We start from the raw sequence: 17,082 nt of genomic DNA on the forward strand, positions 1-17,082 counted from the left end.
GTAAGGTGTCCCTTACCATTCTAAGTACTTCTTATTAATTGGTGTTGCTCTATAAATAGCTAATTTATAAACACTTATGACCTAATAAAGCTTTATGTGAGATGCGCTGCGGCAATCAAATATCTTATTTTAATAGCAATATGAAATAGATTGTAGACTTTATCTTAGAAAAATTATGGTTATTTTAGAACAAAGATTTTTTTTAATAGTATCAATACGTATCTTTCTTGTATAACTACGCTCTAAATCTACGCTTATGGTTGTTTTATTAGATACTATCCGTGGTAGTAATACCCGAATATCTCCGGATTTATTATTTTGTTCTGATTTTATTAAAATTTGGTACGAAGCTAAATATCAATGGCTCTACGTGGAATGGATGGGGCCTCAGCACTTATATACCGTTCGTAAAGGTGGCCAGCATATTCTGCAGTTTTTAAAAGAAAAGCAGTGTGCTAAAATATTAAATAATAATTATCAAGTAAAAGGTCCTTGGTTAGATGCTTGCCATTACTTGGCAGAAGAATTATTGCCGCAACTTGCCGAAGCCGGTTTACAATATTTGGCCTGGGTGCTATCACCTAATCCGTATAGTCAGTACTCTACTGAGCAAACGTTGGAGGCAACCAACCTGGCTATTAGGAATCATATTAATACTTTTCATTCATTACCGGTAGCCCGGGAGTGGTTAAAGTCAGTTTAAGCCTAACAGGCTCCGTGGATTAGTAAAATTTAAAAAAAACGCCTGTAAGTATGAGCAGGCGTTTTTATTTTTATATGGAAAATCAACAAATAAGGCGAGCTTTTTCTTCACGCGGCTGTTTTTTTCTTTTATTGCCGGTAGTTCTTTCTTTATAAATTAAGATAAACGATCAAACGCAACCTATTTTACTCGTGCTTTCTAAAGCTAAATGTGAAAAGTAAGAATCTGGTTGTGCTTCTCCCGTATAAATGATTCGATTAAGTTTGATGGAAGAAGTTAGTAACCGGACAAATATAAAGGATACCATAGGGTTGTTATTGTGGAAGTGTTTTCTGGCAACGAAGGGGTAAGAGTAGAAATAGAAATAAGTTTATTTCCTCTCTACCCCTTACATACTTCTGATTTCATCAGCTGCTAGTACTTGCTACTCCCAAGATTCTTCCAGAATAACATAGAAAAAAGAACTAGTAACACCATCTATTTGGGGCCACTTACTTAATCAAAAAAAATTAATTCTAATTTTTAATTCAGCATTTTTAATGAGGCAAGCAAAAATATAAAAAGCCCGGTAAATAGTGCCTCAACAGGAAAATACTTACCGGGCCGCTAGTTAAAAAAGAAGAAAGTAATTACAATTTTAGGCGTTTAAAGTATTTACAACGAGCCGCCCTTAAGTATACGGCCGGTTTGTACCTGATTATTTTGATGCACTTGGTACAAGTATAAACCGGGTTTTACGGGTGCCTGATTCGTGTCCGTGCCGTCCCAAGATAGGCGATGCTGACCGGCTTTTAACATGCCAAAATCTAATTCTTTCACTTTTTGGTCAGCGTTGGAGTAGATGCTGATAGTAACCGCCGCCTGTTGGGTTACTTGTACCTGAATAGTCAAGGCACCCGAAAAAGGATTAGGAAAAGCAATTGGTTTGGTAGCAATACTATTATTTTCTTGTATGGATTTTTCCGGCTCGGAACTAGCAACCACTGGATCGGTAAAGGCCGGAACAACGATAAAATCAGCATCAGAAGTGGCTTTGCCGCCGCCCGCTAACAGCACGCTTATTTTACCCGAAGTGGCGTTTTCGGGTACTTCGGCAATTACCAGCGCTCCAAAGTACACGTTAAAATCAGCGGCTTTTACGCCGTTAAAGTATACTTCCTGCGTAGTGCCCAGGTGTTCGCCCCAAAGCACCACCTTGGAGCCAACTGCACCAAACTCGGGCGCAAAAAAGCTCATGGTGGGTTGTAACACCGTAAAGTCTTTGCTGCTGACCACCGTTCCTCCAGCCGTTTTTAGAGTTATTGGCCCGGTGGTAGCACTGGCTGGTACGGTGGCTAGTACCTCCGTATCGCTCAAAATTTTAAATTTTGCCTCTTGGCCGTTAAATAAAACCTGGGTAGTAGTGCCTAAGCCTTTATCGGTGAGCGTAACGGTAACCCCCGGTAAACCTTTTTGCGGCGCAAAAGAAACTAAGGTCCGGGCGGGCGGATTTTCCTTTAAGCCATAAAGGATTATGGTACCGCTAATCTCGTTGGCTACGGCAATGTAATTTTTCTGATCCGGGCTATCCTGTTCCGAGATGTAAATAATTCCTTCCGGTCCATGATCGCCGGCAAACTCTGTTAAGCTGCGGTTGTTTTTGTAATCTATAAATTTAACTTTATTCGGATTGGTAACGTCGTAAACCATAACCCCACCAATGCGTTCCAGGGTAATAAAAGCGTAGGTTTTATTTTTGATGGTGGCTATTGTTATACCTTCCGGCTCCGGACCCTTGGCGCGGCTGCGGCCTTTAAAATCATTATCTTCGTTATCGGCGTTAAAAATTGGCGCTACGCTGGGGTCGGTGGCGGTGATAAACTCAAAATTATCTTTGCTGTCGTACACTAAGGTTTTGGTAGCAGCATCCCAGATCGAAAAAGACCGGGCACCCACCATGTAGAGTTCATCTTGGTCGCCATCATTATCAGGGTCGCCTTGCAAATTGGTAATACGTAAGCGACCCAGATTATAATCTTGTTGCAACTCAGCGGCATTCGGAAATTTTACGGGGTCCAGTACCACATCGCCCACGGTAGTGCGTTCGTTCAGGCCTTCGTATTCTTTTTCGTCGCCTTCGTTGGCCGTAACCAGGTAGGTTTTATTATTAATTTTAAAATTTGCCACGGCATCGGGCAGGTAAAACGATTTAACCGGGTAATTGGCCAAATGTACTTCCTTGCTCTTATCTGAGGCATCGAATCCATTGCCGAACAGGCTAAAATCTTTGGTGCCGAAAGCCCAAACCGAAGTAATGGTTTTGTTTTCCAGGTTTATTTCGGCCATGGCGTTATTTTCCTGCAAAGTAACCCAGGCTTTTTTAGAATCGGCGGCCACGGTAACGTATTCTGGCTCAAAATCGCGGGATAAGGTGCTGGTAGCTTTGGTTTTGCGTACCCCAGCCGCCAATAAACTTGCTTCTTTGGCGTTAAAACCCGTAAATAAAAGCGTGTTCACTTTACTTTGATTTACACCGGCCAAACCACCGCTGATATCAATGATGCTAATCGATCCTTCTGGGTCAACCGTGTATTCGTCGTTGGGTTGGCCTTCGTTGGCAGTTAAGATTTTTTTGCCATCGGGTGTAAAGGTAATCATATCGGGTAAGGCCCCAACCGTTACTTTTTGCTTAAAATCCCCGTTAGTGCTAAAAAATACGACCGATCCGTTTTTCTGTTCGTCGGCATTAGGGCTAGCTACCGCTACTACTCCGTTTTTCACCGCCACGCTCGTAATCCCTCCGTAAGGAGTCATATCAATAGATTTAATCAACTTAACAGCGGCCGGATTCGAAAAGTCGGCAATATCTAAACGGTTCTGGATGGCACTGGTCATAAACAAGCGCTGGGTGGCCGGGTCGTGTACCACAATTTCGGTGGTGCTGCCTTCGGTGGAGTTAGGCTTAAAGCTGCTGATGTATTCTAACTCTAACTCTTTGCTGGCATGGGGCCCTTGCCTTTCGTTGTCTTTAATGTAAACCGTCAGGTATGGTTTCCCCGCTAAGCTGATATTTTTTAAATTTTCGAGGCTCAATACAAAATATTCATCCATTTCCCGAATGGCATCGTTGCGCAACGGGATCGTAATAGTTTGCGTAGCGTTACTGTTACTGGTAAAATGCAGGGTTTGCCTGGTAAAATTGACGTCAGTGGCATCGGTAGTGCTAAAAGGCGCTCCTTTTAGTACCAGGTCCACGCTGGCAACGCCCGGATTTTGTAGTAACAAGGTTATCTGCACCGAACCTTTCGTTTCTTTTACTGACAAATACTCGTCTTTAAAAGAAATCTGAGGCATTGGGCTTGGCTGCATTGCCAGTAAGGAAGTTGGGCCAGTAACTCCTAAAAAGAATAATAATAGCCCATAAAGCGTAATGAATAAATTTTTTCTCATAGTGTAAACATTGCGTAGTAAGTTAGAATAGGCTAAGTTGAATGTAGTGTGTTAAGAAATAGTAAACAATTCATCATCAAATTGTTAAGTTATTCGACTTACCCGTAAATAAGTAGCTGACGCTGACTACTAAAAAGCAGCTAGCAAGATAAAAATTTAAAAAATAGAATTTCAGCTTAAGCAGAAGGAGAAACTAAGGATTAGTCTGTTGGCAGAAGATGCTAAGAGCCTCATAGCTAAAAGATAAGGATGTGTTTTGTTAGTTGGTATATTCTTAAACACGCTCTATTTAAATAGTCATTTTCCTTTCTGGTCGTATGGCATTAAAGGAAAAGTAACAATTTAGTAATCTAACGGCAGGAGCTCTTCTTTGCGGATTGTGCTTACTTTGCCGAAGTAACCTTGTAAAGATTAAAATAAACAGAAACTTGTTCTGCTTGCTTTAATTTTTACATAATAGTTGCTGATTGTTCTAATGGCATCTGTTATCTACATCGCTTATAAGTTTAAATTTTTAAAATTTTGATGAAAATTACTTATTCCTTGCTCTGCCTTTTTTGTGCATCCACTAAAATTTCCGGATAAGCCTTGTTGTAACTGGTTACAGGCTTGCCTAAAGATTAAACCGCCCACAGATTAACGGATTCCTTTAGTTAAAAATGCTTTTATCCTTACAAACCTTCTGAATGACAATCTTGTATCATGAAACAAAAACTACCTCATTTTTTTAAATTTTTGCTGCTGCTTTTCACTTTGATGAGTGGCAAGGCATGGGCACAGACCGATTTATTTTTTTCGGAATACATAGAAGGCTCCAGCAATAATAAAGCCTTAGAGATTTACAACGGAACGGGGAGCGCCATTGATTTAGCCGCCACTGGCTATGTTATTCAAATGTATTTTAATGGCGGTACTACGCCAACTACCTTTACCCTTACTGGTACGGTAGCAAATAATGATGTATTTGTATTTGCCTCCTCCAGCGCTAACGCTACAATACTGGCGCAAGCCGACCAGGCTACCGGGGCAGGTCTTTTTAATGGCGATGATGCGATTGTGCTTCGCAAAGGGGGCGCTACCGGAACTATTTTGGATGTTATCGGCCAGATTGGCGTAGATCCAGGTACCGAATGGGGGTCCGGTTTAACCTCCACCGCCGATAACACCTTGCGCCGAAAATCGGCGGTAAATAGCGGTGACCCAATTGGGAATGATGCATTTGAGCCTGCTGACCAGTTTGATGGTTTTGCCACGGACACTTTTGATGGATTAGGCCAACACCAGGTAAGTAATTCTCAAAACCCAACTCTATCGGTGGCCAGTGTTACCCAATCCGAAGGAAATAGCGGAATTACTAATTTTAGTTTTACCGTCACTCTTTCCAAACCGACCGCTGGAGCGGTTACGTTTGATATAGCTACCGCCGATGGTTCTGCCACTGCTGGCAGCGATTACACCACTACAACTTTAACGAACCAAACTATACCGGCGGGTAATACTACCTATACGTTCTTGGTACCAGTAGCTGGTGATACACAGTTAGAGTCTGATGAAACCTTTGCGGTAAATATTACCAATATTAAGGGTGCTTCGCCGGGCAGCCTTACGGCTACCGGCACCATCACCAACGACGACGGTACGGCTATCACGTCCATTTATACCATTCAAGGCAGCGAAGCCGCTAGTTTCTTGGTTGGATCAGTTGTAACTACTTCCGGGGTAGTGGTGGCAGATTACCAAGGCAATACGGGCCTGAACGGCTTTTTTATCCAAGATATTCTGGGCGATAACAATACGGCCACGTCCGATGGTATTTTTATATATGCTCCTAACAGCGTGGAGGTAGCCGTGGGGCAGGTGGTGCAGGTAACCGGTACGGTAGCCGAAACTTTCGAGCAAACGCAAATTCGTTCCATAACCAACATTTCGATCAATGGCAATGCCAGCGTAACACCTGCCACAGTTAATCTGCCGGCAAGCAACTCTACCGCTTTAGAACAATACGAAGGCATGCTGGTTACAATTCCGCAAAAATTAACGGTAACGGAAAACTTTACCCTGGCTCGTTATGGCGAAGTATTACTATCCGCAGATTTAGATTACCCGTTCGCGGAAGCAGACGGCCGTTTGTATAACCCCACCAACTTCATCGACCCTACGGATAACCCGGCTACTGGTGTCGCAAATAACGAAAACAATAAAGCGGCCGTTACCGCGCAGCAAAATTTACACAACCGCGCCACTATTTTGTTAGATGATGCCAGCAGCGTGCAAAATCCGGGTACTGTACCCTATTTAGGCTCTGATTTTACTCTGCGCGTCGGCAGCACGGTAAATAATTTAACCGGGGTTATCAATTACGATTTTGGCGTATACCGGCTTCAGCCTACCCAAACGCCCTCCTTTACTTACGCGCCACGGCCCTTAACTCCTCCAAGCGTGGGTGCCGCTAACGTAAAAGTTGCCAGCTTTAACGTTTTAAATTATTTTAACGGCGATGGTAATGGCGGCGGGTTTCCTACAGAACGGGGAGCGAACACGGCATTAGAATTTGCACGCCAGCGTACCAAAATTGTGGCGGCCATTAAAGGTTTAAATGCCGATATAGTGGGATTGCTGGAGATTGAAAACGACAATGACGGTTCAACTTCAGCAATTGCGGATTTAGTAAACGGCTTAAACGCAGCTACCAGCCCCGGCACTTACGATTACATCCGCGACCCCGGTAATGGCGGTACCGGTACCGATGCCATTAAGGTAGCGTTTATCTACAAACCCGGCGTGGTTACGCCCGTGGGAGCCGCACTTGCCGATGTAAATGCGGTGCACAACCGGCCGCCTTTAGCCCAAACTTTCCGCTTAAATGCTTCCGGAGAAGTAATCACGGCTGTTATCAACCACTTTAAATCGAAAGGAGGCTCCGCCTCCGGCGCCGATGCCGATCAAAATGATGGTCAGGGTTCTTTTAATGCTACCCGGGTAAAACAAGCCCAGGCCTTAGTTGCTTTTATAAATAATACCATTATTCCGGCCGCGCAGGATAAAGACGTTATTTTGCTGGGTGATTTAAATGCTTACCTGGAGGAAGATCCCATTGATGTATTACGCCAGGCTGGTTTTATCAATCTTTTCGGCCCGGAAAGCTATTCGTATGTTTTTGATGGGCAATCTGGTTCTCTGGATCATGCTTTGGTTTCGCCCAGCTTATACCAGCAGTTTACCGCGGGTGGCAAATGGCACATTAACGCCGATGAGCCGCTGTTTTTAGATTACAACACCGAGTTTAAAACAGGTACCCAAATTAATCAATTTTATCAGGATAACGCATTCCGCTCTTCCGACCACGACCCGGTAGTAGTTGGATTTAAGTTGTCTACCCCCAGCATCAGCTTTGCTACTGCCACTGCTACCGTAAGCGAAGATGCCGGTACGTATAAAGTAAATCTCACTTTAACGGAAGCCACCCGCGAAGATGCAACGGTTACTTTATCATTAACTGATGGACCCGGGGCTGTTTACAGCACGGATTATACGACTACGCCCGATGGCTCGGCCAATAATTTTACAGTATCTATTCCGGCGGGCAGTACCTCCGCTTCGTTCGCGGTTAACTTAATTAATGACCAGGTAGACGAGTTTAACGAAACAATACACTTTGCCATAACGCAGGTAAGCACCGGACTTAAGTTGGGCAGTCAAACTACGTCATCTTTAATTATGGAAGATAACGATGTGCCGGTGATAAGCTTTACGCAACCATGCGCTACTATTAACGCGGGATCAGGTACTTACACGATTACTTTAACAAGTTCTATTGCCCCAATCACCGCGCAAACCGTAACCGTTAGTATTAACGATTACGCTTTTGAATACGGAAGCAAAAAAGGTTACGAAACCAATCCTAACGGAGCGAAAGGTAGCTTTGCTGTAACCATTCCGGCAGGCCAAACTACGGCTTCCTTTACTATTACCACTGATAAAAACATGGTAAAAAAGAACAATAGTCCGCAGAAAATTGATTTTGCTATCAGCCAGGTTAGTGCGGGCGCCGCTATAGGTTCACCGCAAATTTTTGACTTGAATATTAATGACAAAAAAGGAGTTTGGGCGAGCCGCGTAGTAACTTATCCCAACCCGGCTACGCAGCAGGCTACCGTAGAGATAGAGAATGCCGGGGCTGGTGATGTGTTCGTAACTTTATACGACCAAACGGGTAATGTGGTATTAACTAAAAAGGTGCTATCTGCCACCGAAAACCTTCAAACGCAACTACAAGTAAGTGAGCTGAAAAGAGGTAATTATATATTACTGATAACCACACCCCACGGAATCAGCAAACAACATTTACTGCTGCAATAAACTTAATTAACCCATTTTATTAAAAGCCCGGCTATGCAATAGCCGGGCTTTTTTATGCCTACACTATGATGCTTGAAGAGGTGAAATTTTTAAAAATTTAAAAATTCTGCTGATTGAAAGGCGTTTAAATCAGAGCTTATTTCAGTTTTGAAGGTTATATAGAGCTATCCCCCTCAAAATCTAGCAGCCAATCAGATGCTATTTTCCTGCGCGTTAATTAATTCTATGCGGCAGTTCCGTTGTACTTAAAGATCAACCAGCTGGTAATCTGCTCAGAAGTTAATAATTGCTTAATTCCAAAGTAACACTCCGATAATACTGACTTTACAACTTTGTGTAAATCTTAATTATCTCTGCTAAACTATAAATGCCGAGCGGAGAAGTTACAAAAAACAGAAAAATTTAAAAAAACAAGCCTTTGTAGCCTGCCTTTCTTCCTAGAGCCTATTCTTTATTTTATTATATATGAAACACTTGTACCCTGCATTGCCTAATACTTTTTTTAAAAAAATTACCTTCGTCTTGTTTCTGCTTGCCTGCTGCGCCCAGCATAGTTTCGGGCAAGCCGCAGTGGGGATGATTACCGGTAAAATCCGGGATAAACAAACCGGCGATTTCTTGGTAGGCGCTACCATCGTTATTAAAGGAACCTCCATTGGTGCCAACACCGATATAGAAGGAGCTTTTCGGGTAACCAACGTGCCCGTGGGGAGCCACACCTTAGTCATTTCTTACCTGGGTTTTACCAACCAGGAAGTACCCGTTACCGTGCAAGGCCCCACCATTTTGCCGGATGTGCAATTAGAAACGAATAATGCGGCGCTCGGCGAAGTTTTAATTACCGGCTTGCGCCGCAGCCAATTGCAAAGTATCAGCCAGAAACGCGAAGGCTTAGGGATTAAAGAAGTAATTACCGCCAGCGAATCAGGTCGTTTGCCCGATATAAACGTGGCCGAAGCGACGCAACGGGTTTCCGGGGTCTCTATCGAAACCAATCGCGGCGAAGGGCAGTTTGTGTCAATTCGCGGTATTCAGCCTTCGTTAAATAACGTTACGCTGAATAATACCACTTTAGCTTCTACCACTGATAGCCGGGCTACGGCCCTGGATTTAATGCCCACCGAAGTTATTTCGAGCATCGAAATTATTAAAACCACTACTCCCGATATGGAAGGCAACGCCATTGGCGGTACCGTAAACATTAACACGCTTTCGGCTTTTTCCAAAGACAAACCTTTTGTTACGGCCGCGCTGGACGGTATTTACCAACCGCAACAAGTAGATTTATCGAACTTTGATAAAACCAAAATGCCTTTCCGGGCCGCGGTTACGGCGGGGCAACGTTTCGGTAAAAAGCAAAACTTTGGCGCGGTGGTTTCGGCCAACTTTTTCCGCCGCGATTTCAGCGCTTCCATGCTGGACCCCGATGGTTGGGAATGGAACAAATACTTTTACCCGAACGAGATTGAGTTACAAATTGAAGACATCGAACGGGATCGTTTAGGCTTATCCGCCGATTTTGAATTCCGGCCCACCGATAAAAATTCTATATATTTTAAAACGCTGTATACCCACACCAACGAAATTCAGAAAAACTCGGAATTTGAGCTAACCATGCAAATTGGTGACGCGCTACCTTTAGAACAAACGCCATACACCGGCCGCTTTGCCCGCGGTTCCGGAGAATTAGACCAGGCGTATACCGATCAAAAAGAAAATTTATACAGTTATACTTTGGGTACCCGCAACCGTTTCGGCCGCTTATCCACGAATGTGTACGGTACCTTTTCCCGGGCTTTTACCAGCTTAAATAATTTCGATGCTACTTTCGAGAACCCTAAGAGTACCGAGCCGCAACTATCCTTAAAGTATAATACCCAACCGTTTTTCTTCGAGATTTTGCCGGAAAACCCGGAACTGGCCAGTAATCCCGAAATTTACAAACTGCGCAACCTAAACTTTACCGACGGCATTATCACCGAAAATGTGTACGAAGTAAGTGCTGATTTAACCTACGATTTTAAACTGGGCGCTACCCCGGGTTATATCAAGTTCGGTGGCCGCCACCGCGATCGTTCTAAATCCGTGGATCAATCCCGGGATGCCTACGATTTAAGTTTTGGCGATGTTACCGCGGAAAACCCGTATTCGCTTACGCCATTTTTACTGCCCACTTTTGAGCCGACTCAGGGCGGAGCCAGTCCGTTTGTGCACGGCATTGTAAACAAGTTCCGGGATTTTGCCCGGAACCCCGTTAACTTACAAGACCCTACCCGTTTGGTTTATGATCCGGTGGTTTCCGAAACCGAATCGTATACCAATGATTTAAAAAACAGCGAAACCGTAACGGCCGGATACGTAATGGGTGTGTTAAATTTTGAAAATTTGGCGTTTATAGCCGGGGCCCGCGTCGAAAGAACGCGTACCGAGTCGAACAACGCCGTGGTTACCTTGGACGATGATGCCGAAGAATTAACCGTGGGCAACTCTCGATTAGTAAATACCTATACGAACTTCTTGCCGTCGGTGCAGTTAAAATTTAACGTAACCGAAGATTTCCTGATGCGGGCCTCCTGGACCAATACTTTAGGTCGACCCAATTACGCGGAGTTGTCCGGTACTACCAACTTGTCTTTTGCCGAAACCAGCGATGCGGGGCTTTACGAAGGTAGCTTAGAAATTGCGAACCCGAATTTAAAACCGTACATCTCCCGCAATTTAGATATCTCGCTGGAGCATTATTTCCCGAAAGGCGGTATTATTGCCGTGGGCGGATTTTACAAGAATATTTTAAACCAAATTTACACCGTGGAGAATGAGTATAACGATACTTTGTACGCGGGTAAGCAATACGCCGAATTAGAAACTGTACAGGTTCGCAACGCCGATGCGGCTAAGTTGTACGGCATCGAGTTCTCGTACGACCAAGCTTTTACCTTTTTGCCGAAAGCTTTAAACGGGCTAGGTTTCAGCGCCAACTTTGCCTTAATTGGTTCGAAAGTTAATTTACCGAATCGCCCCGGCGAAGATTTGCCGTTGTTCCGGCAAGCCAAAAACGTGTACAACCTGGCCTTGTATTACCAGAAAAAAGGTTTTGAGTTCCGGGCCGCCAGCAGCCACCGCAGCGCTTTCTTAACCGAAGCCGCCAGTGTTTCCAGTTACGAAGACGCCATAGAGGCCGGCATTGCCGTTAAAGAGTTTGACCGTTACGACGCTGCCCGCACCACTTACGACTTATCCGGCAGTTACCAGTTTTATAAAAAGCGGCTGAAAATAACCGCGCAATTGCGTAACCTCACCAACGAACCGGAGCAAGGTTACCAAGGCAATACCAGCCGCTACGACCGCCACGATTTAACTGGCCGTAGCTTCTTTTTAGGCGCTTCTTTTAACTGGTAAGTAAAAATACACAAGACTGATTTGCAGATAATCTGCTGATTTAAAATTATCCATAAAAAGTACCTGCTCTGGTGCCAATCTTCGCAAAGCGAGACGAGTGCCAGAGTAGGTCTATTAACAAGATACTATTAAACAAGTTGGCTTAATGAGGCTGATTGGCTAAGAAAAAGCGATTAAGCCAATAAGTAGAAATTTTTAAATTTTAATGCTGATTACAATCTTAAACTAATTAACTTTCATCTACTTACAGACTGAATTTTTTTAAATTTTTCAAAATTCTATACATGAAGAAATTAATTTTTACCCTTTTTACCGGCTGCGTGTTGCTGCTCCTGGGATGGAATTTCCCCGAGAAGAACATAGCAGGGCAGGAGGGTATGGTTAGTTATTTTCAAAAAGAAGCCAAAAACTTTTCTGCTTCGGCCGTGGCCTTAGAGCAAGCCGTTATAGCCTTGCAGGAAAAAGATCCGACCTCGCTACTTAATGTAAAAAACGCTTTGGCACAATGCCGGCGTGATTACAAAAAGCTGGAATTTTTCCTGGAATATTTTTTTCCGAGTACTTCCAAAGTTTACAATGCGCCCCCCGTGTTTGAGGTAGAAGAACCGTTTTTGGAGTTTCAGGAACCCATGGGTTTACAGCAACTAGAGGCTTTGCTTTTTGCCGAAAACCCCTCAACCAACAAAAAAGAATTGCTGTTGCAAGCCGAAGCCGTGCGTACTTCGGCCAGCGATTTGCCGGCACTTTTGTATCATTTTAAAGCTACGGATGCCCAAATTCTGGAAGCCTTGCACCTGGAATTAGTGCGAGTGATTTCGCTATCTATAACGGGCTACGATGCGCCGGAACTAAAAACGGGCATTACAGAAGCGGCGGCTGCTGTTTATTCTATTCAGCAAATTTTAAATTTTTACCTGGAACCTGGCCACGCAGAACATAATCAGTTAAAAGCCACTACTACGGCGGCCTTAACTTATTTGCAGGCGCATCCTGATTTTGACTCTTTTAACCGCTTGCATTTTTTAAAAAATCTGGCTTTGCCCCTGCAAAAACAATTAAGCAGACTGGCTACCGATTTAGGTATAGTCTTAAACCCGAATTCTGTTTTAAATTACCAGGCCGAAAACTTATTCCGGAAAAATGCTTTACGGGCAGCCGCTTTTTCGGGCCACGATTCGGTACCAACGGCTATGGTAGCGTTAGGCGAAAAGCTGTTTTTTGAAAAAAATCTGTCGGGTAACAATACCCGCAGCTGCGCTACCTGCCACAATCCGGAAAATTACTTTACCGATAAATTGCCGAAAAGCGTGGCCCTGAACGGACATTCTTTGGTAAAACGCAATGCACCCAGCTTGCTGTACAGCAGTTTGCAGCACAATCAATTCTGGGACGGTCGCTCCGAGAGTTTAGTAAACCAGATTCAAACGGTTCTGCAGGATTCTTTAGAGATGAACGGTAATGTTGCGGCTATTGAACAAAATGTAATTCAAAACGCAAGGTACCAACCCGCTTTTCGGGCGGCTTTTCCTGAATCACCAAACCCGACTACCCAACACGTAGCCCAGGCCATTGCGGCGTACGTAAGCACCTTAAATTATTTTAATTCGCCTTTCGATAAATACCTGCAAGGCGACAACCAGGCTTTAACTGCCTCGCAGAAGAATGGTTTTAATTTATTTACCGGTAAAGCCAAATGTGCCACCTGCCACTTTATGCCGGTATTTAATTCGCTGCTGCCCCCGGATTATAAAATCACCGAATTCGAGGTAATTGGTACTACCGCTTCCGACGATTTAAAGCACCCTGTTACGGATAATGATTTAGGTAGGTTTAATAATTATCCGGTAAAGTTTTATAAACAAGCATTTAAAACACCCACGGTGCGCAATGCCGCCGAAACAGCGCCTTACATGCACAACGGTAGTTTTAAAGATTTAAAATCGGTGGTAGAATTTTACAACCAGGGCGGTGGCCACGGGCTGGGATTAAAGAACGAATTGCAAACGCTTTCGGCCGAGCCGCTTTACTTAACCGAACAGGAAGCAACGGATATTGTCCAGTTTATTCATGCTTTAACCGACGAATTGCCAAAAGATAAAAAATTATTTTCCCGCCTAACCCATTAATATGAATACCCGAAATTCTTTACTGATTTCTTTGCTCCTGTTGTTAAACGCGATTGTGCTTTTAACCGCTCCCGAAACAAGGGCCCAGACCAAACCGGCTGCTCCGGCCAAAGTCCGGAAACCTGGCTTGCAACCCGACTTAATCCGGGGTCCGTATTTGCAAATGGCTACGCCTACCGGCATGACCATCCGGTGGCGCACCAACGCCTACGACCGCAGCCGGGTGATGTACGGCACCAGCCCCGAGCAACTTACCCAGCTGGTAGATGATTCTACATTGGTAATGGACCACGTGATCCGGCTTGAAAATCTAAAACCTGCTACTAAATATTATTACGCCATCAGCAGTTTTGCCGATACCATTCAGTGGGGCCAGGATAACTACTTTTACACTTTCCCGGAAGCCGGTAAAAGAGACGTAACCTACCGCATTGCCGCTTTGGGCGACTGCGGCAATAATTCAATGAACCAACGCAACGTGCGCGACGAGCTGAACAAGTATTTAGGCAACAACTATTTAAACGCCTGGATTTTGCTGGGCGATAACGCTTACTCCGACGGGACCGATGCCGAGTTTCAGGCTAAATTTTTTAATATTTACAAAGACGACCTGCTCAAAAATACCCGCTTTACCCATCGCCGGGCAACCACGATTACCACGATTTAGTTACCGCGGGCAGAAAAGATCAGTACAAAATGGCTTATTTCCAGCAGTTTACCATGCCGCAAAAAGGCGAAGCGGGTGGCGTAGCCTCAAACAGCCAGGCCTACTATTCCTTCGACTTGGGCAATGTTCATTTTATTTCTTTAGATTCTTACGGTAAGGATGAAAAAGGCATGCGCCTATACGAGCAGCAAAGCGCCCAGGTAGCATGGCTGAAAAAAGATCTGGAAGCGAACAAAAACAAAGAATGGGTAGTGGCCTACTGGCACCATCCGCCGTACACCAAAGGCTCCCACGACTCCGATACCGAAGATTTACTGGTAAATATCCGGGAACAATTTAACCAGGTTATTGAAGATTACGGCGTAGACCTGGTACTATGCGGCCACAGCCACGTGTACGAAAGATCGCGGTTAATGAAAGGCCACTTTGGTCCGGAAGCTACTTTTAACGCCGAGAAACACAACCTGAGCTCTTCTACCGGCTTATACGACGGCAGTAAAAATTCTAGTCCTTACATGAAAAGCACTTCGGAAACCCAAGGTACCGTGTACGTGGTAAGCGGATCGGCCGGGCAGTTAGGTGGTGCCAAAGCCACTTATCCGCACGATGCCATGTATTATTCCAACAACGAAGTAGGCGGCTCTTTAATGCTGGAAGTTACCGGCAACCAACTGGACGTAAAATGGATCTGCGCCGATGGTAAAATCCGGGATAATTTTACGATGATGAAAAACGTGAAAAACAAGGACAAAGCCTCTCTGAAAAAAGACAAGGTTTTAACCCGAAGTAACTCCAACGAAAAAGAAAAATTAAGCTCGTTACGCTAAAATTTAAAAAATCAAAGAATCAAAAGAGACCCAAAGTTTAGGCGGGTCTCTTTTCAGTAATATCTATTTAAAAAGAGAAGCTCCTGTTGCAAGCATTCGTAATCACTGCTTTTTATCAACCGCTGGTTTCTCTTTTTCTCTTAACTTCTTCATGAAAACCTGTTCTGCTTCTATTTGTATTGCGCTTATTATTAGTCTTTTATCCTGTAAAAAACAGCAATCGAGCCAACCCGAAGCTAAGTTGCAAGCCGGCGATAAAACGGTGACTACGGAAACCGTAAAGCCTTTTTTAATTACCGATACCGTACAATTTGATACCGACGATCCGGCCGTGTGGATCAATCCCACGGACCCGGCCCAGAGTTTAGTGATTGGCACCGATAAAGAAGCCAACGGCGGTTTGTACGTGTTTAACCTAACGGGCAAAATCATTCCCGAAAAAACTAAAAAACTCCAGCGCCCCGATAATGTGGATGTGGAATACGGCCTAAGGCTCAACGGCAAACCCACCGATATTGCCGTAACCACCGAACGCCTCACGCATAAACTGCGCATCTACGCGCTCCCGGACATGCAACCGCTCGACAACGGCGGGGTAGAAGTTTTTGCCGGCGAAACCGGGCCGGAATTCCGGTCTTTAATGGGCATTGCTTTGTATAAAAATAAAGCCGGTAAAATTTACGCGATAGTGGGTCGCAAAAGCGGACCCACCAACGGCACCTACCTTTGGCAATACTTGCTCGAAGATGACGGCCAGGGCCAGGTAAAAGCTACGCTGGTACGTAAATTGGGGCAATACAGCGGCAAAAAAGAAATTGAAGCCATTGCGGTGGATGATGCTTTGGGCTACGTGTATTATTCGGATGAAGGCGTTGGCGTCCGGAAATACTACGCCGATCCGGAAAAGGGGAATCAGGAATTAGCTTTATTTGCCACCACCGGTTTTACCGAGGACCACGAAGGCATTTCCATCTACCAGTTAACCGATAGTACCGGGTACATTTTAGTATCGGACCAGCAAGCCAACCAGTTTCACATTTTCCCCCGCGAAGGTTCCGCCAGCAACCCGCACCAGCATTCCTTGATAAAAGTAATAAAAGTAGCTACCAAAGAGAGCGACGGTTCCGAAACCGTGTCGGTACCCTTAAATGCTTATTTTAAACACGGCTTATTCATTGCCATGAGCGCCGATAAAACCTTCCAGTTCTACCGCTGGGAAGACATCGCCGGCAAAGATTTGCAGAAAATCAACGTTACAGAATAAAGTGGTTTCTTGAATTTAGTCAAGAAACAGAAAGCTGGCAAATTTTTAAATTTCTATCTTTTTTACTCCTCTAGTAAGTCATTTTCTTGGAGCTGATGCCAACTTTTAGGTTGAGTGATTTACCCCTCCGCCTGCGGCACCTCCCCTAAAAACAGGGGAGGAGATGCAGCAGTTGGTTCCTTTTTCATCTCCTCTCAACCGCGGATTTACTTCCTTAACTTTCCATTTCATATAGATAATTAATAAGAAATTGGTGTAGCAAGGCACAGAAGTAAACCCACGCTATATAGACTCTGCATTCTTACAAT

General features: G+C 44.4%; 7 protein-coding genes and 1 pseudogene. 7 read left to right on the forward strand and 1 reads right to left on the reverse strand.

Annotated features, from left to right (window positions below):
- The first annotated feature begins 256 nt into the window (after positions 1-256).
- A complete protein-coding gene (locus AHMF7616_RS02000; protein WP_115371361.1) occupies positions 257-703 on the forward strand; it encodes a hypothetical protein in 447 nt (148 codons plus the stop codon).
- Between the two features lie 654 nt (positions 704-1,357).
- Here AHMF7616_RS02000 and AHMF7616_RS02005 read toward each other — a convergent pair.
- Positions 1,358-4,132, reverse strand: a complete 2,775-nt coding sequence (locus tag AHMF7616_RS02005; RefSeq protein ID WP_115371362.1) for a choice-of-anchor I family protein — start codon at positions 4,130-4,132, stop codon at positions 1,358-1,360.
- A 702-nt stretch (positions 4,133-4,834) separates the two neighbouring features.
- On the opposite strand from AHMF7616_RS02005, the gene AHMF7616_RS02010 reads away from it, so the two are divergent.
- The 6 genes and pseudogenes from AHMF7616_RS02010 to AHMF7616_RS02030 all read left to right on the forward strand — a co-directional run bounded on the left by AHMF7616_RS02010 (position 4,835) and on the right by AHMF7616_RS02030 (position 16,774).
- Positions 4,835-8,491, forward strand: a complete 3,657-nt coding sequence (locus AHMF7616_RS02010; RefSeq protein ID WP_115371363.1) for an ExeM/NucH family extracellular endonuclease — start codon at positions 4,835-4,837, stop codon at positions 8,489-8,491.
- Positions 8,492-8,956: 465 nt separating this feature from the next.
- Complete coding sequence (locus AHMF7616_RS02015; protein WP_115371364.1) at positions 8,957-11,890, forward strand: TonB-dependent receptor; 2,934 nt, start codon at positions 8,957-8,959, stop codon at positions 11,888-11,890.
- Positions 11,891-12,174: 284 nt separating this feature from the next.
- Positions 12,175-14,016, forward strand: a complete 1,842-nt coding sequence (locus tag AHMF7616_RS02020; protein ID WP_233507258.1) for a cytochrome-c peroxidase — start codon at positions 12,175-12,177, stop codon at positions 14,014-14,016.
- Position 14,017: 1 nt separating this feature from the next.
- Positions 14,018-14,683: a fibronectin type III domain-containing protein gene (locus AHMF7616_RS26615; RefSeq protein ID WP_199474053.1), complete on the forward strand. Its 666-nt coding sequence runs from the start codon at positions 14,018-14,020 to the stop codon at positions 14,681-14,683.
- Between the two features lie 14 nt (positions 14,684-14,697).
- A pseudogene (locus tag AHMF7616_RS26620) lies at positions 14,698-15,510 on the forward strand (metallophosphoesterase); the annotation flags it as partial.
- A gap of 151 nt (positions 15,511-15,661) precedes the next feature.
- The gene (locus tag AHMF7616_RS02030) at positions 15,662-16,774 is read left to right on the forward strand and encodes a phytase (RefSeq protein ID WP_115371365.1); all 1,113 of its coding nucleotides are present in this window, start codon (positions 15,662-15,664) and stop codon (positions 16,772-16,774) included.
- Positions 16,775-17,082: the final 308 nt, after the last annotated feature.

The sequence above is a fragment of the Adhaeribacter pallidiroseus genome, assembly GCF_003340495.1.
Taxonomy (GTDB): Bacteria; Bacteroidota; Bacteroidia; order Cytophagales; family Hymenobacteraceae; genus Adhaeribacter; species Adhaeribacter pallidiroseus.

Excerpts from the sequence above, each read along its gene's own strand:
- AHMF7616_RS02000 (WP_115371361.1), top strand. The coding sequence starts at position 257 with ATGGTTGTTTTATTAGATACTATCCGTGGTAGTAATACCCGAATATCT.
- AHMF7616_RS02005 (WP_115371362.1), bottom strand. The coding sequence starts at position 4,132 with ATGAGAAAAAATTTATTCATTACGCTTTATGGGCTATTATTATTCTTT.
- AHMF7616_RS02010 (WP_115371363.1), top strand. The coding sequence starts at position 4,835 with ATGAAACAAAAACTACCTCATTTTTTTAAATTTTTGCTGCTGCTTTTC.
- AHMF7616_RS02015 (WP_115371364.1), top strand. The coding sequence starts at position 8,957 with ATGAAACACTTGTACCCTGCATTGCCTAATACTTTTTTTAAAAAAATT.
- AHMF7616_RS02020 (WP_233507258.1), top strand. The coding sequence starts at position 12,175 with ATGAAGAAATTAATTTTTACCCTTTTTACCGGCTGCGTGTTGCTGCTC.
- AHMF7616_RS26615 (WP_199474053.1), top strand. The coding sequence starts at position 14,018 with ATGAATACCCGAAATTCTTTACTGATTTCTTTGCTCCTGTTGTTAAAC.
- AHMF7616_RS02030 (WP_115371365.1), top strand. The coding sequence starts at position 15,662 with ATGAAAACCTGTTCTGCTTCTATTTGTATTGCGCTTATTATTAGTCTT.